General features: G+C 47.6%; 25 protein-coding genes and 1 pseudogene. 12 read left to right on the forward strand and 14 right to left on the reverse strand.

The features are described 5' to 3' along the window. The 5 genes from D791_RS14360 to D791_RS14380 all read left to right on the forward strand — a co-directional run. Positions 1-1297, forward strand: a 1297-nt coding sequence (locus D791_RS14360) for a type VI secretion system Vgr family protein (protein WP_157682391.1), incomplete at its 5' end; no start/stop codon positions are given. A 24-nt stretch (positions 1298-1321) separates the two neighbouring features. Then, positions 1322-2332: a DUF4123 domain-containing protein gene (locus tag D791_RS19165; RefSeq protein ID WP_051514556.1), complete on the forward strand. Its 1011-nt coding sequence runs from the start codon at positions 1322-1324 to the stop codon at positions 2330-2332. After that, positions 2329-4410 carry a hypothetical protein gene (locus tag D791_RS14370; protein WP_036513086.1) on the forward strand — a complete coding sequence of 694 codons (2082 nt, stop codon included), beginning with the start codon at positions 2329-2331 and terminating at the stop codon, positions 4408-4410. The genes D791_RS19165 and D791_RS14370 overlap by 4 nt, the downstream gene beginning before the upstream one ends. Further along, entirely contained in the window at positions 4295-5353 is a 1059-nt protein-coding gene (locus D791_RS14375; protein WP_157682393.1) for a hypothetical protein, read from the forward strand. Before D791_RS14370 ends, D791_RS14375 begins: the two co-directional genes overlap by 116 nt. 255 nt (positions 5354-5608) lie before the next feature. Beyond that, positions 5609-5866, forward strand: a complete 258-nt coding sequence (locus tag D791_RS14380; protein ID WP_036513090.1) for a PAAR domain-containing protein — start codon at positions 5609-5611, stop codon at positions 5864-5866. 189 nt (positions 5867-6055) lie between these two features. On the opposite strand, the gene D791_RS20440 is transcribed toward D791_RS14380, so the two are convergent. Then, on the reverse strand, positions 6056-7459 hold the full coding sequence (locus tag D791_RS20440) for a peptidoglycan-binding protein (RefSeq protein WP_036513092.1): 1404 nt from the start codon (positions 7457-7459) through the stop codon (positions 6056-6058). A 20-nt stretch (positions 7460-7479) separates the two neighbouring features. Next, positions 7480-8319: a hypothetical protein gene (locus D791_RS14390; protein ID WP_036513095.1), complete on the reverse strand. Its 840-nt coding sequence runs from the start codon at positions 8317-8319 to the stop codon at positions 7480-7482. 247 nt (positions 8320-8566) lie between these two features. Here D791_RS14390 and D791_RS19170 point away from each other — a divergent pair, with 247 nt between their 5' ends. Next, a complete protein-coding gene (locus D791_RS19170) occupies positions 8567-9082 on the forward strand; it encodes a hypothetical protein (RefSeq protein WP_051514557.1) in 516 nt (171 codons plus the stop codon). Between the two features lie 72 nt (positions 9083-9154). Here D791_RS19170 and D791_RS19175 read toward each other — a convergent pair whose 3' ends face one another. Genes D791_RS19175 through D791_RS14420 form a run of 4 tightly spaced genes read right to left on the reverse strand, consistent with a single transcriptional unit; the run spans position 9155 to position 12651 of the window. Then, positions 9155-9919, reverse strand: a complete 765-nt coding sequence (locus D791_RS19175) for a thiosulfate oxidation carrier protein SoxY (RefSeq protein WP_051514558.1) — start codon at positions 9917-9919, stop codon at positions 9155-9157. 10 nt (positions 9920-9929) lie between these two features. Continuing rightward, a complete protein-coding gene (locus D791_RS14410) occupies positions 9930-11078 on the reverse strand; it encodes a YeeE/YedE family protein (RefSeq protein ID WP_081763889.1) in 1149 nt (382 codons plus the stop codon). Beyond that, on the reverse strand, positions 10987-12297 hold the full coding sequence (locus tag D791_RS14415; RefSeq protein WP_036513099.1) for an NAD(P)/FAD-dependent oxidoreductase: 1311 nt from the start codon (positions 12295-12297) through the stop codon (positions 10987-10989). Before D791_RS14415 ends, D791_RS14410 begins: the two co-directional genes overlap by 92 nt. 12 nt (positions 12298-12309) lie before the next feature. Continuing rightward, positions 12310-12651 carry a c-type cytochrome gene (locus D791_RS14420; protein WP_051514559.1) on the reverse strand — a complete coding sequence of 114 codons (342 nt, stop codon included), beginning with the start codon at positions 12649-12651 and terminating at the stop codon, positions 12310-12312. 166 nt (positions 12652-12817) lie between these two features. Here D791_RS14420 and D791_RS14425 point away from each other — a divergent pair, with 166 nt between their 5' ends. Together D791_RS14425 and D791_RS14430 are read left to right on the forward strand one after the other, a co-directional pair. Beyond that, positions 12818-13552, forward strand: a complete 735-nt coding sequence (locus tag D791_RS14425) for a hypothetical protein (protein WP_036513101.1) — start codon at positions 12818-12820, stop codon at positions 13550-13552. Then, positions 13534-14094 (forward strand): elongation factor P hydroxylase, encoded by a 561-nt coding sequence (locus D791_RS14430; protein ID WP_237748659.1) that lies wholly within the window; start codon positions 13534-13536, stop codon positions 14092-14094. The genes D791_RS14425 and D791_RS14430 overlap by 19 nt, the downstream gene beginning before the upstream one ends. Before the next feature lie 67 nt (positions 14095-14161). Here the strand turns inward: D791_RS14430 and D791_RS14435 are convergent, their stop codons facing one another. The 4 genes from D791_RS14435 to D791_RS14450 form a co-directional block, all read right to left on the reverse strand. Further along, on the reverse strand, positions 14162-14641 hold the full coding sequence (locus D791_RS14435) for a copper chaperone PCu(A)C (protein ID WP_051514560.1): 480 nt from the start codon (positions 14639-14641) through the stop codon (positions 14162-14164). A gap of 10 nt (positions 14642-14651) precedes the next feature. Next, complete coding sequence (locus D791_RS14440; RefSeq protein WP_036513105.1) at positions 14652-15248, reverse strand: SCO family protein; 597 nt, start codon at positions 15246-15248, stop codon at positions 14652-14654. A gap of 62 nt (positions 15249-15310) precedes the next feature. After that, positions 15311-15598, reverse strand: coding sequence for a hypothetical protein (locus D791_RS20085; protein WP_157682395.1), 288 nt, complete (start codon positions 15596-15598; stop codon positions 15311-15313). Positions 15599-15862: 264 nt separating this feature from the next. Next, positions 15863-16090, reverse strand: coding sequence for a hypothetical protein (locus D791_RS14450; RefSeq protein ID WP_036513109.1), 228 nt, complete (start codon positions 16088-16090; stop codon positions 15863-15865). Positions 16091-16278: 188 nt separating this feature from the next. Here D791_RS14450 and D791_RS21100 point away from each other — a divergent pair. The 4 genes and pseudogenes from D791_RS21100 to D791_RS14465 form a co-directional block, all read left to right on the forward strand. Next, positions 16279-16629: pseudogene (locus D791_RS21100) on the forward strand (erythronate-4-phosphate dehydrogenase); the annotation flags it as partial. Continuing rightward, positions 16568-17359 (forward strand): DUF3410 domain-containing protein, encoded by a 792-nt coding sequence (locus D791_RS14455; RefSeq protein WP_237748660.1) that lies wholly within the window; start codon positions 16568-16570, stop codon positions 17357-17359. The pseudogene D791_RS21100 and the gene D791_RS14455, both read left to right, overlap by 62 nt. Positions 17360-17368: 9 nt before the next feature. After that, a complete protein-coding gene (locus tag D791_RS14460) occupies positions 17369-18097 on the forward strand; it encodes a flagellar brake protein (protein ID WP_051514561.1) in 729 nt (242 codons plus the stop codon). A 118-nt stretch (positions 18098-18215) separates the two neighbouring features. After that, positions 18216-18845, forward strand: a complete 630-nt coding sequence (locus tag D791_RS14465; protein WP_036513111.1) for a BamJ family beta-barrel-assembly machinery protein — start codon at positions 18216-18218, stop codon at positions 18843-18845. Between the two features lie 129 nt (positions 18846-18974). Here D791_RS14465 and D791_RS14470 read toward each other — a convergent pair whose 3' ends face one another. From D791_RS14470 to D791_RS14480, 4 genes are all read right to left on the reverse strand, one after another. After that, positions 18975-19304, reverse strand: coding sequence for a hypothetical protein (locus D791_RS14470; protein ID WP_237748661.1), 330 nt, complete (start codon positions 19302-19304; stop codon positions 18975-18977). A gap of 162 nt (positions 19305-19466) precedes the next feature. Beyond that, positions 19467-19910, reverse strand: a complete 444-nt coding sequence (locus D791_RS21525; RefSeq protein WP_272944851.1) for a substrate-binding domain-containing protein — start codon at positions 19908-19910, stop codon at positions 19467-19469. After that, positions 19910-20371 carry a helix-turn-helix domain-containing protein gene (locus tag D791_RS21530; protein ID WP_272944852.1) on the reverse strand — a complete coding sequence of 154 codons (462 nt, stop codon included), beginning with the start codon at positions 20369-20371 and terminating at the stop codon, positions 19910-19912. Before D791_RS21530 ends, D791_RS21525 begins: the two co-directional genes overlap by 1 nt. Continuing rightward, positions 20364-21230: a formate dehydrogenase accessory sulfurtransferase FdhD gene (locus D791_RS14480; protein WP_036513112.1), complete on the reverse strand. Its 867-nt coding sequence runs from the start codon at positions 21228-21230 to the stop codon at positions 20364-20366. Before D791_RS14480 ends, D791_RS21530 begins: the two co-directional genes overlap by 8 nt. Between the last annotated feature and the right edge of the window lie 118 nt (positions 21231-21348).

Raw genomic sequence — 21348 nt, forward strand, 5'->3', positions numbered from 1 at the left:
CGAGTTTCGCACAGGGCGTCTTGCCCAGCGTGACTATGACTTCACCAAGCCTTCGGATCGCATGGAAACCTTTGACAAAGCCATGATGGACGTGCCGGGCGTTGAGCGTTTCGAGCAATTTACTTATCCGGGCCGTTACAAGAGCAAACTCTTGGGTGAACCACTGATTCGCCTGCGCACCGAGCACAACGAAGCCCTGCATGATCAAGTCTTTGGCAAAAGCCACTGCCGCAGTTTTCGCAGTGGCCATCAGTTTGAATTAGTGCGCCATGATGACGCCGCCCAAGAACTCGACACCTACTTGTTGGTCAGCGTTCAGCACCGAGCTGAAGACTACAGCTACACCAGCCGTGATGAAGAAAGCCGAGGTTACGAAAACGAATTTGTCTGCATGCCTGCTTCGCGTGTCTACCGCCCACCGCTTAAAACCGGCTGGCCAAAAATGCTCGGCCCACAACATGCCAAGGTGGTCGGCCCTGAAGGCGAAGAGATTTACACCGACGAATACGGCCGTGTCAAAATCCAGTTTCCTTGGGACCGCTACGGTCAAAACAACGAAAACAGCTCTTGTTGGGTGCGTGTCAGTCACCAATGGGCCGGTAAAAACTGGGGCTCGATCTACATCCCGCGCATAGGCCAAGAAGTCATCGTCGACTTTTACGACGGTAACCCGGATCGTCCGATTATTACCGGGCGAGTGTACAATGCTGAGCAGATGCCGCCGAACAGCCTGCCTGCCAATAAAACCCGCTCCACTATTCGCAGTAAAAGCCATAAGGGTAAAGGGTTTAATGAGTTTTCGTTTGAGGATGAGGCTGGTAATGAATTTATCTATATTCATGCTCAAAAGAACATGGAAGTTCAAGTACAAAACTCACACCACAAACGTGTTGAATACGATGACACGGCGACGATTGGAAATAACTCCTATTTAGCTGTTGCACAGGATCGCATTGAAAAAGTTGATCAAAATCAACATACCACCATCATCGGCAACCTAACCGAAAAAATAGACGGCAATCAGGGAGTCACGCTCGGAGGCAGCCAGCACAGTAAAGTCGGCGGCGATATGACGTATAAAGTATCGGGGGAAATCGTACTTGATGCCAGCAAAATTACCTTGGTGTCAGGTGGTGCTTCGATTGTGATCACATCTGGAGGTATCAACATAGCACCCAGTATTAATGTGGGCTCAGCATCCCCAGGTACAGCGGCTATACCGTCGATACCTGAAATATTGGAAGTCGCCGCGGGGGCAGGATCTCCCTTTGTATCACATTGCCCCAAAACGACTTAAGCAATGACTAAGGACAGAATATCAATGGACGCCTTTCAACAGGATGTGAATAACAAACCGTGTATTTCAATATCCGAAACCACTTGGCCAGTGATCCAGTCAATCAAAACCTCTCGTTTATGGGCATTGGTTGATGGTGCGAATTGGCCTGAAATTCAATCTATCTTGGCAGATTATGCGCCACATCATATCTGTCTTTACAGTACGGCTGATCCAGACTCGCAACGCAGTGCGCCTTGGTTGATTTGTGTTGAATCTGACTCAGAAATACAGAGCCTGTTGTTGCAGAGAGATCCCAATACCCATGCGGTCATTTTTTTCCACAGCGAACAGGAGATGCGTCAACTGCGTGATCATTTTCGCCACTTCACTATGCTTTGGACGCCAGTCAATCCGAATGCGCCAGTTTACTTTCGTTTTTACGATCCAAGAGTACTGCTGGATATGGTGAGCGCTCTTAATATCCAAAAGCTCTCACAGTTTTACAGCGGAATTGAGTCCTTTTATGTCCCCCTCACGTTTCAAATGCAGCTACCTGCATCGTCAAGTATAGCGACTGAAGAGTTAGGCAAGAGAGCATCTTCACCCACTCGGTTTATTAAACTCGCACTAGAAAATGTACCTGACTTGGCGCAGCATAATTCTAACCAGAGCTTTAAAGTAAATCCTAAAGAATACCAAATGTTCATTCATTTGCTTAATCAACGGAGTGTCTTAAATTTAGCTGTTGCACTTTTCCAAGCCTATGATGAGCAATTTCCGGCTTATAACTACGTGGATGCCGCTCAACTCGCCTATCAAAATGCATCCAAGTATCGCTTTACAACACAGAATGAAATGACCGTACTGGCTGATTGTTTCCTCTGGTTAGGTCATAACTTTCCAGAAAATAGTCCTGATGCGGCAGTGTTACTCAACGATCCCCAGTCACAAGGGTTGCAGCACCTGTACGCTTGGTTGCAATCGATAAAAACAGCCGCCCCCCTTGCAATAGATGGACGTTCCCATTTAAGAGAAGCAGGACGTAGACAATGAATGAGCAAAAAACAACACCTCAAGCTCCTGTGCGAGGACCACGACTGTACCTTCATGACATGCCACTTGATACAGCGTGCGTGCCCTGTGAGTCTGCCAATCAGTGCTGCGAGTTTAATGGTAAAATTCAAGATGCGAAGGATTCGTCGCGATACATCCAATGGCCCTTTGCAGAAACGGATGTCAATCCAAACCCTAGCTCGCGTCTATTGGTGATTGCCGATCAAGTGGAAGGCAGCGATGCAAGTGATGTAGGCGCGTTATTTGCCAACGTCAAGGTTAGCTATCGAAAGTTTCTGTGTGGTCAAGACTGTAAGCAACCCGATCCTCAGCGAGTCAGCCTTTCGGTTCAAAACCAAGAGGGGACTGAAACCAAAACGGACTACAGCTTTGAATCCAAAGTCGCGATGCCAGGTAAAGCTTATTTGGCATTTGTAAACTGGATACCCAAGGATGTGCTGACGGCACTGATGATTCTGGATACGATTGTGACCTTTCACCGCCAGTTATCAGGCTCGGATACCACTCGTATCACGCCTCGTATGTGCGTCAATCATCCACCCTCAACAAAAACCTTTGAAGTCATTCCGCTTCCTCAAATCAAGCTTGAGGGCTCCGCAGAAGTTAGCCTTCTGTTCAGTCTCAGTACAACAGCGCCACTGAAAATTGAGTACGGTGCAAAATCCGCACTCACCTATATCTACGGCAATCTTAAACAAGAATACAAGGGCGAAGCGAAGGAGTCGGTCTATTCATCTGCTGACTCATCCGGCGGCCACTCATCTAATGAGCAGAAAGCCCCCGGTGTGTTTGGATTGCTAAAACAATTAGTGGATCAAGTGTCAGACACCCAAAGGAAAGGGACGTCATCAAACACCACAGGCTCAAACGTTACCCACGGAAACCGTGTGACGCTTAGCACCTCCGTGCGGCTGGGATTCATTGGTATAGAGTTACAAGCAAAGTCGAGAACTCCCGATTTGCTACTGAACTTTGGCGAGGTCAATGCCACTTTAAAAGCAGGTGTGACGGGGACGATCGATGTTCTGGATACCGCGGCACAAATGTTTATGCCCGCAGCCGCGAGCACAATCAGGAAAACGCGAACAGCCATCGCCAATGGCGAACGTGTAAATGGTGATTTGCAGGCCAACATCATCTTGGCCGCAGACAGTAACGTGAATCTAAAAATACACCCTAACGCAAGCTTCACGCTTCATGCGAACGGAGATGACACGAGTGTGAAAGGGCTCTGGCAGAAATCAACGCTATCGGGCCAGTTAAAAGTGATGGGCAAAGCCGAACTGCGTTTTCACGTAGAAGGCAAAGTGTGGGGCGTTAGTGCGAAAGTCGGAGCCAACGGCTCCCTCCACACCGCTTGGTGCACCGAAGTGCGTCAAAACTCAGATGATACCAGCAAATGGGAGTCCAGAAGTTATTTTGAAGGACTCGTGGCCGAGGTGAATGTCTATGCGGAGGTGTTCCAAAGAGACACCGCCGTGAAAGCGGGGGATGGTGTTGATCTGGAGGATACAGCACAGGTTGATATTGTCAAAACCACACAAACGATTTTTGATGAGGTAGACGCCAACAATGCAGAGTCGGATCGTACAGCCGCCCGTTTAGAAGCCGAGGATCTGGAACGAAGAGCCAGTGGGTCCTCGCAGCCCCCTAGGCTAAGTGTAGAAGAAGCGAAGTATGTGTTAAGGACCTACGACTTGCCCAAACCAATTGCGCAGCGAGAAGAGCTGGAACGTTTAGAAAACAGAGTAAGGCTGCATCCTTATGAAGTGGATAACCAAGTTGCATTAGATAACCTCCTGCGTGAGATCACAAAGGATTACCATGATTTAAAAAATCCGAATAGTTTAGGAGTTCATCAAATACTGGCGCCGTCAGTCAATCCGATTAATGGCAATAGCCGGAATGGACAGAGTTTCAATTTTTTTGAGGAGGTAGTGAGTGAAAACAAAACCTATGGCTTGGGTTGTGGGTGGCGTGCTGCTGCTTGCAGTGACGTTAATGATATGGAATGTAAAAGGAACTCAGATGGCACGTGCATCGGATTATGTGATTGATCGAAATTATTATGTCATTGTGCACTCTAGAGGTGCAGTATACGATGTATTTATTAATGGAATAACGACAAAAAAAGAACATCGTATACGTCCAGAAAATTTTAATCTTCCGATTAATCATCTAATGCAGTCTGGTGTTAATACAGTCACCTATAATTTTAGTCCGCTAAAAGGTAGAGATGATGAAGGAAATTTGATCGTAGAGCCGCATGAAAATTTCTTTATTCACATTTCCATTGAGTCCGTTCATTTAAAAACCCGGGAAAGAGAGCGGATTACACTAGTGGATGCACGCTATGATATGGAAGCAGGGCAAATTGTCAGTAACGAAAAAACGATATTTGATACTGATCCTGTTTATCGTCAACCGCATATGCAGACCACGGGTGAGTTAAAGTTAAAAAGTAATCATGTCTGGGTGAATCATGGCCTTGAATCACCGATTCCTAGCCAACACTTAATCGCCGAATTCAGAATATCTGACCGTTTCCCACGCTTCCATTGGTTGGACGAAGCGGTTGTATTGGAAGACACACCCAAGCTGCGCAGAGAAGTTCGCGACGCCTATCGTTATATTCACAAGCTGATAGAGAATGGCGACTTTGGTGGTATGCGCAGGATCATGGAACCGGGTTGGAAAAACGCGGCCATTTCCTTGAACATGGGCAATTCGGCAGATGACTTTATTCGCAGTGCCAACTCACGGCAAGCGTTTGTTAAAGTACTCGAAGATGGTCGCATACTTCAACCCTTGCATTTTGATCAATTAGAAACGCCGCTTGAGTTAGACCATTTACAGTTTATGGCCGATGGTCGTGTCGTTCGTCTGTTGCCCGACCCAATACAGTGGGAACGCCCGGGAGCAACGCACACGACGTTTTCTCGCTTTGTATTTTATATGAATGAAGAGGGTGTTTTGATGGTTGCTGCGATTGTGCTTTAGAGGAATTTCAGCCGATATTATGTAATCTGTCTGAAGAGGTCGGTCAAGGGTGATCAAGGATTGTTGATACGTAGGATTGAATAGCCTTGATCTTGGCCTAGAAGCAACTGCGGAGTTTACCCGAGGCCCTGTAATTACTGCACTGTGACCGTCTGCCGCCAGGACGGCGGCAGTTGAGCGAGTCATGGACGACGTAAGCGCGTCACAGAGTTGTGATTGCAGGGGTGAGACGATGATTAATAAGAGGAATGAAAAATGCCAGCCATTGCGCGTGTTGGGGATTCACATATTTGTCCTAGAAAAGGCCACGGAAGAGGGACTATCGTTAGTGGTGGTAATTCAATTGTTGAAGGCAGTCCTGTGGCGCGTGTAGGAGACAGAGTTTCATGTGGTTGCGTGATCGTTCAGGGTGCCGCCCATGCTTTGGATGACGGTAAACCTATCGCGTATGTTGGCTGTCGCACCTCAGGCGGTGGTCAAATCACCTCAGGTGCTTCGCAAAGTGAGGTGTGAAACGGGTAGTTAATAGAATGAGCCTTGCTCCTCTATGAGTATCAGCCCTGTTAAACGGTAGGTCATATTGATGTATTCACAAAAAAACGCTTACTTGCCATCGACACACCTCTCGGCTTTCAACGCTGGGAGGTTTCCATAAGAATGGCCACCAGTTCAATAGCAACGAATGCAGAACTAAGCAATTACCTACCGGTCAGTGAGTTTTATTTCGATACGTCGATTGCGCTGAAATGCCTGTGCAGATTGTCCGGTATCGACAGGGTAAAACTCACCAAATCCTGTTGCTGCTAGGCGATGAGGAGGAATACCTTGGTCGATTAGATATCGCACGACTGAAACGGCGCGTGCCGTTGAAAGCTCCCAATTGCTGGGGAAAAGTGGGGTGTTGATAGGAACTCGGTCCGTATGCCCATCGATTCGAACAATCCAGTCAATATCCGATGGAATATCTTCTGCAACGTCCAGCAAAAGTGAGGCGAGCGTGTTGAGCTCTACTTGCCCTGCCGCACCAATTTGAGCAGAACCTGATTCGAAGAATAATTCGGATGGCAGCAAGAAACGATCTCCGACAATGCGGATATTTGCATGGCTTGCCAGTGCCTCGCGTAATCGACCAAAGAATACGGACTGATAGCGCTCTAGCTCATTGACTCGCTCAGCCAGAAGCCGATTAATTTGTGTCCCAAGCCCCGCAATCTCGGTGTCTTTCTCTTCATTTAATGAAAGCTGCAAGCGCAAGGCATTGCTGATTTGTTGCAGTTGCTGCTGTAATAGGGCAATTCGGTGGGTTAAGCGTCGAATAGATGCCTCTTGATTTGCGGTTAAGCGACGCTCGTCCCTTAAGTTATCATCTGTTGACGTCAGCCGTTGAGTCAGTGTTTGGATCTGATGTTGCGTGCTTGCTAAGGCAAGGGTTTGGTTTTGCATCTCGGTTTGGCTTAGGAGAAGTTCAGCACGTACTTGTGCCAGAGCAGACTGCTCATCCTCTAAAGTGCTTTTGAGTTCAACAAGCTGATGTTGCTGAGTGATCAGCTGTTGTTGTAAGTCTTCGGCTTCTTGTTGCGCAGCGCTTAAGCGGGTTTCTAATACACTGATGTGCGCTTGATGAGCAGCGATAGTGTCGCTCGATGTTTGTAAGGCTGATAATGCGTCTTGCTGCAAACGCTCAAGAGCTTCTTTCTGCAGTCTTTCTGCTTCGAGTGATGCCTGTAAATCTAGAATTTCGGCTTGACTGACGGTGAGTTGTGTTTCAGCATTATTCAGCTCAGTCACTAAGCTTTCTAAAACCGATTCTAAAGTGGCTTCGCGTGATAGGCTACGTTCATATTCGGATTGGAGGGCCTCAAGCTCTGCGGATAATCGAAGCGTGCGTTCCTCTTCAACACCGAGCAGTCGCGTAATTTCGCTTAAATGATCGTTTAGACTGGCAAGCTCTGTGTCTCGGTTAGAGAGTGTTTGAGATAAGTAAAGCTGTGTGACCATGTAGATCATGAGCATGAAAATGACGAGCATGAGTAAGGCCGACAAGGCATCGACATACCCCGGCCAAATATTGATGCTACTTCGACTGCGACGTCCCGAACTCAGCATAGTAAAGTCTCCTTGGCCTATTATGACTGTTTGCGTGCTAGCTCAGTCGCAAGCTTGAGATTTTCTTGCCTTAATCGGTCTATCTCCAGAAGAACATCTAAGTGTGCTTTGTCATCAGGAATTGCATCGGGATCATTAGGGTCACCGTGAAAACGTGCTTTTTCAACCAGATTGGTGACGCCTGTTAACCACTCCTCTAAGCCGTCGTAAAAACGGTTTTGAGCATGGCCCGCTTGAATATCAAGAAAGCCTAAAACCAAGGATCCTCCTAAGCCTAGCAAGGATGAACTAAAGGCAGTTCCCATACCTTCAAGGGGTTTTAACAAACCACTTTGCAGAGCTGTAAAGACCTCGGCGAAGTCTCGTTGCTGCATATCCAGGCTCATGATGACGTGTCCGACAGAGGAAATGGTACCCAGCAAGCCCCAAAAGGTGCCGAGTAAGCCTAAGAACACCAATAGACCTATAAAATAGCGAGTAATTTCGCGTTGTTCGTCAAGGCGTGTGCGAATACCATCTAAGACGGTTCGCAATGACATGCTTGATAGCGAAAAACGATCTCGTTTGGAGTCTTCACCGAGCTGTCTCGCTAAGGGCTTGAGCAATCTGGGTTCCCGTAAAATAGAAAGGCCTGTTCGTCCGGTTCTAAACTGAGCCACCCAACGAATCTCGGGGAACAGCATGAATACTTGGCGATAGGTGATGACAATACCCACCAATAGCACTACGAAAATGAGAAGGTTAAACACCCAGTTTGCCATGAAAACGGTTTGCAATGGAGCAAAAATTAAGGCACAAACGGCACCGACGATGGCTAAGAAAGTCGTCATCCAAAAAATCGTATGCTTCGGGTTGCTCATAGAAATACCACTCAAAGTCAGCGTGAGTTATAGATCAGATCATCTATGACAATGGCTCAAGTGTAAATAGCTAAACTTTCCTGATTCTCATGTAGAATTGCCAAACGCGTAAAAATATGTTGATCTCAATCAGGTGCTTAAGCCTGTGTTGATATTAATCGATAATAATTCTTTTTTTCATGTTGCGTTGCGGTATGATAAGCTTGCAGCGTATTTATAATGTTGTACAAAATGGAGTCCGTACTGTATGAAATCCCCCATGACTTTAGCGTTTGTATTAGCGGCCTCATTAGGCTTGGCCGCCTGTGATAAGAAAGAAGAGCCTGCGGCACCCGTTACGCCTCCACCCGCTACGTCTCAGGCTGAGCAAGAGACGGCTCCAGAGGTGGTTGAAGAGGCAGCTCCTGAAGCAGTTGAGGAAACGGCCTCAGAAGTGGTTGAAGCGGTAGACGCCGTTGAAGAGTCTGCTTCAGAGGCTGAGGTGTTGATTGAAGAAACCATTGAATCGATTGAAACTCGTGTCGAAGAGGTTTCAGAAGCCGTTAGTGAAGCCGTTGAAGCAGGGCAAGCACAAGTAGAGGAAGCGGTTGAGGAGTTAAAAGCCGACGCGCAAAGCGCGATTGATGCTTTACAAGCAGTCGCTACCGAAAACGCTGAAGCCGCAGCTGAGCTGGCTGAACAGGCAGAAGAAGCTGTTGCAGAAAAAGCGTCAGCAATTGTTGAGTCGGTGCGTGAACTGACTGAAGAAAAAGACGCTGAGTAATTTGTAAAACTCACATTCGAGATGGCCTGTGACTCAGTGTTAAGGCACGAAGTCACAGGTCCCGATAGTTCGTTAAGGTTTTTCCTCCACGCGCTCACCTCGCTGGTCTTCCCATCTGAAGAGAAGATTGTCAGTTTCATCTAAGAAAACACTGACAAAGGGATTTGCTGATGTGCCTGTATGGAATTTAACAAGCAGGATGGGTTGGTTATTGTGTTCAATGGTCAGTGACTCAACGAGTTGCTGAGGAATGACGTCACCCGCAGCCGTTTCTCGAAAGCCAGTTTCCATCGGATGATTAATAAGCGTTCTGACTTCTGCCGCTTCACCAGGTCGAGTGTTTCTCGGCAATGCAATTCGAGGAGTGCTCATAGCGGCAGCCTCTACCGAGTCATCTCCTGTCATTAAGCAACCACTTACAGTGACTCTTACGTCGCGTTGATTCAACCACTGACGTCCTTGGTTACTTTCCGCTAAGACAAATACTGTTTGCGATTCACTTAAGCGAATGCGTGTCGATAGCTCAACTCGGCTGAAGGGAGCTTCAAAGTGAAAATCAATCACTTCGGAGTTCGGGTTACCGCTTGAAAAAACACGAATAGAGCGAATAAATTCACTTTCGGCGAGTTGCGAAGTATCGAAATTCACACGTAAAGGAACCGCGGCACCATTCTCAGCCACTAAGGGTAGCGTTAGATCAATACCCTTGGATAATACCTCTTCAGCCTTAACGGTTTGCGCCAGAGGGGCAAGGCGTTGCCAATCGCTGGCCGTTTGTGCAGTTGCGGGTAAGCAGCTAACAAGTGCGAATGCGGCCAAGAGACGTCTTACACTCATGAATTCTCCTTTAGTATGATTTAAAGACGCGTAAGGATATGTACGCTCCGAAAATGATCGAGGGTAAAGCGATTAGGCTGGTGAATGCAAGTGTTGAAAAACCACTGAGACCTTGCCCTAGTGTGCACCCTAAGGATAGAACGCCTCCTGTTCCCATTAGAACCCCACCCACAATGCCTTTTTGCATTTGGCCGACGCTGTCATAGGCTTGCCATTGGAATTCTCGACTGAGTAACGCTCGCCCAAAACTGCCTAGAATGACGCCGAGCACAACAACGCTTGCAAAGCTTAAATTCATTCCCGATGCGAGCATTAAATACTGTAAAGATTCGCCAATGGGGGCAACGAAGGTTAATGAGCTAAGCCTGATAGGATCAAAGTCATCTGCACCGACAACGCCTGTGATCCACCAACCCGCGCTAATCAAAATGCCAATGATCACGGCACCCAGCCAGTTACTGGGTGTTGCACGTAAAGTCTCTGATCGTGATGCGTACATCAGTAATCCAGCAGCGATAATAAGCGTTGCACTCCAGCGAGACACTGAAGAGGAAAGGCCCGTTCTGGCAAGTGCATCGGGCACTGAAGCGCTTGGAAGCGAAATGCGAGTAAGGTTTTCTAACCCTATGCGAAGGTTAGCAAATACACCTGACATCACCATGTACGCACTTAACCCTATGCATAAGAGAACAAGCAGAGAACGCAGATTGCCACTGCCTAACAGCACCAATGAACGCGCACCGCACGCATTGGCTAATTGCATGCCAATCCCGAACATCACTCCACCAAGGATAAGAAGCGGTATTGAAGGATTGCTTTGGAAATAATGTGTTTGGCTAAACTGAATCCCAGTGAGTTCGACCAATACTTGGCTTAACAGCAGTGCACAAGCCATGGCTAAGGCAAAGCTATGAAGCTTCCCTGTATCTGTCTTTGTAAAGCGTTGCTCTATACCACGGTATAAGCAGAAGCGGCTCCACTGCCCAACGGCACCGTAGGCAATGCCTAACAGTGCCCCAAGGATTAGGACGGCTTGTTCATGGTCACTAAAGAAGGCGTCCATAAGGTTAGTATTTAGTCCCCCAAGTGTCTTGAGTAATGGCTTCATACCAGCCAACGGCATAAGCCGCTTCGGCTTGACGTATTTCTGAGCTCGCATCTGCAGCACTCAATCCGCCAGAGCCGGGTACCGTAATGATTTGATTGTCTTCAACCTTATAAACCCCCGCAACAGAGATGCCATAATCAGGATTTACAAGGCTGTAGCAGGTGTTGGCCCAATATGGATCCGGTGCCGTAATGCCTGCCAAAGAAGCAACGATTGCCGCTGCAGCAACCTTGCCTTGAGTATTCGCAGCGAATCCCGATTTTGGCATAGGGGCTGCTATGGTTGCATCACCCACCACGTAAATATCAGCGACTTGCTGTGATTCGAAGGTATTGGGATTTACCGGAACCCAACCGCTCTCATTTGTAACACCTGCACGGTCAGCAATAAAGCCTGCTTTTTGTGGCGGAATAATGTTCAAGGCTGAGGCTGAGTGTAGGGTGCCAAATTCAGTTTCAACTTCACGCTTATCGGCATCAACACGGACGACACGACCATCGCCAGAAACGCCTACCCACTCAATCATGTCACCGTAAATCTCTTTCCAAGCGTTTGTAAACAACCCTTGTTTTGAGAAGCTATCTTTCGAGTCCAAAATGAGTATTTTTGAGCGTGGTTTATGGTGTTTCAAATAGTGAGCCACCAAGCTTGCGCGCTCGTAAGGCCCCGGTGGGCAGCGAAAGGGGTCGGCAGGAACTGACATGACAAAAGTGCCGCCGTCTTCCATTTCTTCTAACTGCTTGCGAAGCAGAAGAGTTTGATTGCCCGCTTTCCATGCGTGAGGCGCTTTTTCAGATGCCGCTTGATCATAGCCTTCTATCGCGTTCCAGCGCATATCAATGCCCGGTGATAAGAGTAAGCGGTCATAACTTAAAACCTCTCCAGTGGAGAGTGTTACTTTGTGTGCGACACCGTCAATGTCTTCAGCAAATGCGTGAATGACCTTCACACCAAAGACATTTTTGAGCTCATCGTAGTTGTGACCAATTGAGTCAAGACTGCGCTCACCAGCCAAGACCAAATTTGAAAATGGGCAGGTATAAAAGGTGGAGTTGGGCTCGATCAACGTGACGTCTATCTTTGGGTTCCCACGCTTAATGTATTTTGCAGCCGTTGCACCCCCAAATCCACCACCAACGACAATGACATGCCCTGCGTGACCAGAGGTGCTGGCCGCGATGGTGGGAATAGCAGGAAGTAAACCAACCATGCCCAGCCCTTTTAACAGGCGACGGCGCGACGTAGAAAAACTCGTATTCTTGTTGCTCATAGTCAGTTACCCTTACTTTCTTTTAACGTTGGCAAAGTAGTTCGCCAGTGATTTCAGTTCTTCATCCGTGTAACCTTTAGCGATTCGGTTCATCACCGTTGTATTCGGTTGCAAATCCTGTTTAAAAGCTAAAAGTTGGGCTTCGAGTACACTGGCGGGGCGGCCTGCTATTGCCGGGATGGCACCCGCTAACTGGCCATCTGTACCGTGGCAATTGGCACAGGAACTCGACATTAATGAGACTTGTCTCTCTGGAAGGTCTGATGCCTGAGCATTGATTGCTAAGAGTAAAGTTGCACCGGAGAGCAGCCCAATGAGTGAGCCTCGAGTGCAAGACAGGTAGCCTGAAATCATGGTATGTCCAGCCTTAATTGTTAGTTATTCAGCAAGTGTAAAATTAGCACAGGTTGATTGCTTCTTAAAAGAATAAAATAAATATTTTTTATACTCAAATGATATATGCATTTAGTCTCTCAGTGCGAGAAAATACGTTATTCAAACCGAATCAGGTCTTAGTATCATGTTAAAAAAATTGCTTATCGTGTCGTTCATGTCTTATCTGCTGGTGGGTTGTAACGAAGCCAATACGCGTCCAGGTGAGGGTGGCGCTGACGTTGTTGATCCTCATAGCTCTGAGGGGCGTGCTGAGATAGCGGCTAGCCTTGGAAATGGTGGACCCATAGAAGTCCGGCAAGGGGATATGTCGGGTACGTTGCAACAGCAATTGGATCAAATTTCAGGTCGACTGACGTTGCTACAAGAGCAAGTGATTCAAATTCGTTCTTTAAGCCAACAGACGTTGGAGCAGGGTCAGCTGAATATGTCACGTTTGCAGCTTTTGACGGAGAGCCGTGCGTTAGGCCCTTCTGTGGCAGGGCAGGCTGAAAGTGATAATGCGCAGTATATCGAGCAAGCCGTTCGAGAAATTGATTCGGCTGTTGCGCAGCTACTGTCTGCTTTGAGCATGCAATCTCCAGATATGGGGTCGGCTGTGGGCGCTTACCGTATTTCAACGGCGTATACCCGCAATGGTTGGATTTTGATTCGCTACCATGCCGAGTCAGGAAAGGCTTGGTTGGCTGACCGTGGTGCTTGGATTGATATTGGTGAAAGTGGCACGCTTCGTAACTCGATTTTTGAAGTTCAGGTGCAGCGAGCGGATCAAGATGTAAAAGGGTTTGTAGCTGTGCGAATTGATAAGCGAGATGGTCGTACTTGGTGGCTGAATGATAACACTTGGCAGGCACTGAATTAACGATGGAGCACAGAGTTGACGATCTGATTCAGATCTTTAAAGACTGTTTTGAAGATACCTATCAAACGCGTTTAGTCAGAGGGGATATCGAGCCTCTGTATAGACCTGCCCAACCAGGGCAGGATTTGCATGAAATAGTCTTCGCGCATGGTTTCTTTAGCAGTGCATTGCATGAAATTTCTCATTGGTTAATCGCTGGGCCGCAACGCCGTTTATTAGAGGATTTTGGTTATTGGTATGAGCCGGATGGTCGAACGGCAGCACAGCAAGCTCTATTCGAGCAGGTTGAAATTAAACCCCAAGCAACAGAGTGGATTTTATCTGACGCAGCGGGTTATCGATTTCAGGTGAGTACTGATAACCTTAATGGAGAATTCAAGGATAATACTGAGTTTAAGCATTCGGTTTATCAGCAAGTGTGTCATTACTGCGAGGAGGGGTTACCCATGCGTACGGAAATTTTTCGTAACGCATTGGCTGCGTTTTATGACACGCCTCGCGACCTGTGTCGTGAACGTTTTCGTTTAGCGGATTTACGTTAGCCTGAATCGGTGAGAGTTGATCTACAGCCACATGATGCATGTCATTGCAGCTGTAGATTCTATTCACTCAATGACTGTGTTTGTGCGAGTGGCTATGACCATGTCCATGCTCAGCTGAGCGCATTGGCATCACTTGTCGAACTGGGATACTTAATTGTTTTTCGGTTCCGTCTGAGAGGTTGAGGGTAAGGTCAATCTCTTCGCCTTCGGTTAGGGTTGTTTTAAGACCAATAAGCATGACGTGCAAGCCGCCCGGCTCTAGATGAACATCTGTTTCAGCAGGGATGTCAATTTGTGCAATTTGACGCATTTGCATGACGCCATCGACTTCAGTGTGGGTGTGCAGCTCTGTCACCTCAGACACACTTGACTGTGCGGATACGATGGCAACGTCTGTCTTGCCATGATTAGATAGCGTCATAAACGCGGCGCTATTGGGTTGACCCGGTGGCATAGCTCGGGCGTATGGATCAACAATGTGTAAATCCTCACAGGCGAACAGGCTTGCAGAGGTGAACAGGCTACAGGCAATGAGTAGTTTCTTCATATCAATGATCCTAAGATTTCCCAATCAGTTTATTAAGGTTTTGAACCAGTGTGTTAGGGTCGACATTGTGTGTGACCGTTGCTTCAAGTTGACCGTCTGGATTCACTAAATAGAGACGAGAGGAGTGATCGACGGCATATTCCATCGCTGAGTCTTTCATCTCTACCTTGCGGTAAAACGCACCGTACTGGCGTACAACACTGTCGACGTCTTCTTTAGAACCTGTGACACCTATGAGTTGTGGCGAAAAGAAACTGGCGTAATTTGCAAGATGCTCCAGCGTGTCACGCTCGGGATCAACACTGATAAAAATACCTTGTATTTGTTCTCGGTCTTCTTCGGGCATGTTTCTGAGTGCTTGGCCTAAGATTGCGAGAGCCATGGGGCAAACATCGGGGCAATAGGTATAGCCGATGTAAATCACCACTCCTTTTCCTTTAAAGTCGGATAAAGAAACAGGCCCTTCAGCTGACTGCAGGGTAAAGTCGCCCCCCACGGATCCAAAGGAAATTCGTTGCTCAATGGGCTTAGGTTGTTGATACAGATACCACAAAACACCGGATAAAGTGACTAGGCTCAAAAGAAGCAAAACTCGAATTGTTTTCATAGAACGTCCTGAAATTAAACCAACAAACGTGCGTTGTCTAAAGACAAGGCTTTGGGTGTTCTCTATTGCGCATCAAATTCAAAATGACTTGTGTAAATTTGTCCATCGGCCAAAAATGTGACACGTGCACGCCAGCGCATACTGCCCGTTGTGCAAACAGCCAACTCCGTTTCACCCTGCCAATGCCTTGAAGAGGGTATGGCATCGAGCCGAGTTTGGTTTAGCCCCATATACATATCGACACCCTCTAGCTCCAGTAGGGCTTCCTCTGCTTGGATGCCTTCTAGGGTCAATCTAGCTGTGAGTGCCTGAAGAGAGGCAAGCGGCTGAGGCGTTATGCTGAGGCGCATGCTGATATCTCCACGTAAGGCAACACAGTCTCCCGTGCTTAAGTCACAGGGCAAAGGGTTTAAAAAAACGGTGCTCTTGTCCCGAAGCTCTTGTTGGCTGTTTTGATAATACGGCACTCCAAATATTAAGCCCCCCAATATAACCACCAGTGCAAAAACAAATAAAACGGGCGTTATCTGTCGGGGTTTAGATGAGTCTTGGTCATGCATAGGAAAGAGTCTAGTTGAATTAAAAGGATTATGCGATGTGACGAATTGTCGCAGTCATTCGCTGTCGGAAGGGTGTTCGTAAAAACCACGCCTAAGCAAAATAAGACGCCATTTAGCGACAATAGTTTCAGCCTCTTCAAATGAAGACAGCAGCGTATGCGTAAACTCACTATCATCACTGGAGCAGTCGCCCCAACTTTGCGTGAGAATGAGATCACCCATTAGGTCACGGTAGACGCGAATAGTGAAATATTGATTATCGTTTTGCCAGCGTAAAAGCACAGTTTCTCTTCTAGTCATTAACAGGGTGGTTGTATATGCGAGACCCCGACACTATAACCTTCTATAATAAGTCGTCTCGCAATTTATGCGGCCCGTATTATAGAGATCTGGAGAAGGCATTGACACCTAACACGCTAAGAATTGTGGCGGATGAGAATATACCGGCATTAGATGCACTTTTCGCGGATATGGGTGAGATTAAAACCTATCCGGGTAGGCACATCTCCCATGCCGATCTTGTAGAGGCCGATGTGTTGTTGGTTCGATCAATTACCCAAGTAACATCTGAACTGCTGGCCAATACGCCGGTGAAGTTTGTTGGAACCGCTACGATTGGCACTGATCATATTGATGAAGCCGCTTTAAAAGCCTTGGGTATTGGCTTTAGCAGTGCACCGGGCTGTAATGCGGATGCCGTTGTTGAGTATGTGTTAAGTTGTTTGCTGCACTTGGCGGCAGAGCAATCCTTCTCATTGCATGAAAAAACCATTGGCATTATTGGCGTTGGTCAAGTGGGCCGGGCGTCTGGCGCGTCGACTTCGTGCATTGGGTCTATCACCTTTACTCTCAGATCCGCCTCGACAAAGAAGAGAAGAGGAAGAGGCGTTTGTATCGCTGGATGCGTTGTTAGCGAGCTGCGATATCATCTGTTGCCATACGCCTTTGACGCAAACGGGTGAGGATCCGACATGGCATCTGCTTAATGAGAAAACACTCCAGCGTATTCGTGCGGGCAGTATTTTGCTCAATGCAGGAAGAGGGCCTGTCATCGATCAGCAAGCCTTATTGAGAAGAATGCAAGCCGCAAACGACTTGACCCTTGTTCTTGATGTTTGGGAGCATGAACCTCTCGTGCTCCCTGAGTTAGCTGCGTATGTTAGAATAGCCACGCCGCATATTGCGGGTTACAGCCTCGATGGGAAAATTCGCGGTACCTGGATGCTCAGACAGGCAGTGGCAAATGCCCTCGGCTTTTCACCGCCTTTGCCGCTAGAGCACTATTTGCCTGTTGCGGATGCCCGTACGTTAGCGCTTGAAGCACAGGCGGATATGTTATTACCTGTGCGACTGCTGTACGATCCCTATCGGGATGATCGTGCACTGCGTCAAACGCTTTTTTTAGAGGCTGCAGAGCAGGCTATTGCATTTGATCAGTTGCGCAAGCTGTACCCGGTTCGTCGCGAATTTTCGACCCTGACGCTGGTTGTCTCCTCTCCAGTGCAGGCAACCTATTTAGAATCTCTAGGCTTTAGAGTGGTATTAGAATAACGAGCACACATGTCTTCAACGGAATTATCTTTAATCGACGCTTCATCATCAGCGCCATTCGCTGTGCAGCCTGTTGTGTCATCACTTGCTTCGCTTAAGCCTGTTCCTGGTGATCCGGTTCGATTGGAGGTGCGGCACCCCAAAGCCCGTTTTAATTTACGCTTTGTCGGTTTGTACGAAGGGAAAGGCGTTATTCTGAGTGCACCTCGCCAGCAAAAGATAAAGATCGCTGAGGGCTCGGCGCTGTTAATCAAAATGATTTGTGCCAATCGGATTTGTAGCTTTTCAAGTCGATTGTTGAAGATTCAAGAGCAGCCCTATCCCTTGTGGCATATCGAGTATCCTCAGGAGATGACGCTCAAACGTTTGCGTCAGCACACACGTGTTCCTGTGGCGTTAAAAGTTATGATTGATGCGGGGGAGGATGCGCCAAATTCACAATGGCCAGCACTTTGTACGGATATCAGTTTGCAAGGGGCTTCTGTTGAGGTGATTAGCAGCGCTTTACCACTGAAAAACAAGATGTTTGTCACGGCTCGCATCCGAGTGGCGGGAGTGGACCATGTCTTATTGTTGCCCGCGTCGATTTGTCGAGCGGTGGAGTCTGAACAAGTGGGCATTAAAATTACTCGATACTCGCTTGAATTTTCTGACCTAGATGAAGATACGCACCTAACGTTAGCAGGCTTTGTCTATCAGCAATGGCTCTACGAATGTGGTCAGTTGGATACACTTTGACGGTATTAATGCAGAACCTTTAGGGGTTGTGCTGATGCCTCGAATATATTCTTCTTTTGCTTTGTGCTACTCTCTTGCATCCAATTATTAATCTTAGATAGAGAGTCTAGAGTAGACTATGACCACCACAATTTCACTGGAAACAGTCGAAGCCCGTGCCAGTTATGGTATTGGCCGTCAGATGGGTGACCAACTGGCTCGTAATGGTTTTGAAGACGTTGAACTTGCTGCCGTCATTGCAGGCTTAGAAGATGCCTTCACTGGACAAGACCTTAAAATCACCGCAGAGCAAATACAAGAAGCCTTCACTGAGATCAGTCGCCGTATGCGCGAAGCTGAAGAAGCTCGCACTGCCGCTCTAGTTGAGGAAGGAAAGCAGTTCCTGATCGACAATGGCACACGTGATGAAGTGGTTGTGTTGGATTCAGGTCTTCAGTATGAAGTCCTCGAAGCTGGTGATGCAGAAGCAGAAAAGGCGACACGAGAGTCGACAGTTAAAACGCATTACCATGGCACATTTATTAATGGGCAGGTGTTTGATAGCTCCTATCAGCGCGGACAGCCGATTGAGTTCCCTGTGACAGGTGTGATCAAGGGTTGGACAGAAGCGTTGCAGTTGATGAATCCCGGTGCGAAGTGGCGCTTATATGTGCCTTACCACTTGGCTTATGGCGAGCAGGGCTCTCCAGGTGGAATCCCACCTTACTCCACGCTTATTTTTGATGTTGAGTTAATTGAAGTTCGTTAATTCGCGTTAGTGTTCCGATCGGACGAGGCGGGCATCTTTAATCGATGCGTTTAGCAACGTTTGAATGTAAAAAGCCCCCGTTTTAGTAAAGCGGGGGCTTTTTTACGGACTCTTGTCAAAGTGTGTTGACTAAGACAAGAGATCTACGTAATTCTTACTTGCCGAAGCTTTGAACTTGAGCAACGATAGTCTTGCTAGACTCAGTTGCAAGTGCAGTGAAGCTTCGCCTTGAGATTTGAGCAGGTTGAACAAAGATGTGTTGGCTTCAGTGTTGAACTTGATCAAGTCTTCTGGAGTTTTTAACGTTTTTGCTTTTTCAGCTTCGGCTTTGAAGAACGCAACCAGATCTTCACCTGCTTTTTTCTGAAGCTCAACCGTTTTGGTTAAGGTTTCAGTTTGCAGAGCGATCAGGCTTTTAACAGCTTCTACAGGCTTTTGAAAATCAACAGTGTTAGTCATAATGTCTCTCCTAGATTGAAGGTCTATGCAGAACAATGTTGCACTGCACAATGAAGTCCATTATAGAGAGGTGCCTGAACCTGTCAAGCCTTTTTGTTGCAATGCACAAATAAATATTTTTAACTTTTATTCATCAAATTTAATACATTTGTCACAGTTTCATTACTCGGAAACTTCACCATTCCAGATGAGTTTACCGCACTGTTGTAAATCGTAGCCTTTGAGTCCCTGTGCACACTGATTTCCTTCAGAACTCTGTAGCCACTCAAACAATGCTTGCAGTAAGCTCCGAAAATAGACCGGTCGAGGAATAACCAGTTCAAAGGATTCTTGGTAGACCGGAATAAATGTTAAGCCCGCTTCGATGGCGGCAGATTCGGTGCCCGGCCCTATGTCCGCCTGGTTGCGTGCAATCGCCGATGCGACTTCACGTTCAGTTAATGCTCGAGAGCTGATATTGAGATGCTCAGGGTTTAAGCGCTGTTGTGTTAGCCAGTCTTTTAAAAAGCGTTGGGATCCGGCCCCCTCTTGACGGGTGACCCAGCGTTTTTCCAGTAAATGTGTGGGTTCGCTTAGAAGTGTTTCAGTGTCATTTGCACGGAGCATCAGCCTTGTTGGCGCTTGTATAAATGCACTAACACCCAGTGCCTTGATCCTGTGTATTGACGAATAAGCGCGGGATGCCTTAGATGGCTTTCATCTGCTTTGCCCCAGTGCACCGCACAGGCATCCACTAAGCCTTGTGACAATAAGCTAAGGCCCGCTTGCGTACCCGTAGGCATATAGCTGTAGAGTGCTTTGTATTTCTGGGCCTGCATAATGCGCAGGAGTCCTGCCTGAAGAAGGGGGTCATCACTGCCGGAGATGAGTAAGCGGTCACTTAAAATGCCGTGGTGGCTAGACTCTAGCAGCCACTGATCTACCAGTTTTCTTGGAAACAGCCATTTACCCGTCACTTTGGTCGCTGGTAAATGGCCATCACTTGCCAGTTGGTATACTTTCTTCTCATTCAGGTGTAAATAAAGGGCGACTTCTTTTACCGTCAGGTAAGGGTGCTGCTCAGTCATCACGTTTCCCCTTTTTCTCTGACCGAGCTTGGGCGGTAGGTTTGTCATCAAGAAGTAGGCGGTCTTGGCCACTAAAGACGAGAAAATGCCGACCTTTTGCCCTAGCTAACATCAGAATTCCGAGTTGCTGTGCAATTTCGAGTCCCATCTCTGTTGCGCCTGAACGAGAGAGGAGGACACTCATGCCCATTTGCGCGGTTTTAATCACCATTTCAGAGGTGAGTCGTCCGGTGGTGTAAAACAGCTTGTCAGATGCATCTATGGCATTCAGCCATAAATGACCTGCGAGGGTGTCAACCGCATTATGGCGCCCTATATCCTCACAAAATGCGAGAACGTCCCCCTCGATTGAGCAAACGCCGCAACCGTGAACCGCTCCGGCATTCTTGTAGGTTTCATTATGTTGGTTGAGCACATCCAATAAATGATAAATCTGAGATTGTTTGATCGGCCAAGGCGATAGGGTTATTTGCTCAAGGCGAGCCATTTGATTACCAAACACAGTGCCTTGGCCACAACCCGTTGTTACGGTTCGTTTAGAGAGGGTTTCATCAATATCATCGGGGGTGTGGGTTGTGACAACAACCGCTGCAGAAACGTCCCAATCCACTTGAACCGCGATAACATCTTCTAAGCGTTCAACAAGGTTTTGATTGCGAAGGTAGCCTAACACCAAGGCTTCCGGGTTTTCGCCCAAGGTCATGAGCGTGACAATTTCACGCTTGTTCAGGTAGAGGGTCAGTGGGCGTTCGCAGGCGAGGGCTTGATCTCTCCATTCGCCCTGTTCATCCATCACCCTGATTTGGGTTGTGAGCGGTGCGCGTGCTTGAGTCAATAAGGGGCGGTGCGCAAGGGTCATGAGTATTCCTTAATTTGAATCCCGTGGTGCAGGTTGTGAAGCAACTATCATACCAGTGGTGGCGAGGGGTTGGCCTTGCTAGGTGGGTATGGTTTCTTGTTATGCAGCCAATGGGCTT

It is taken from the genome of Nitrincola nitratireducens (assembly GCF_000585235.1).
GTDB classification, from domain to species: Bacteria; Pseudomonadota; Gammaproteobacteria; order Pseudomonadales; family Balneatricaceae; genus Nitrincola; species Nitrincola alkalisediminis.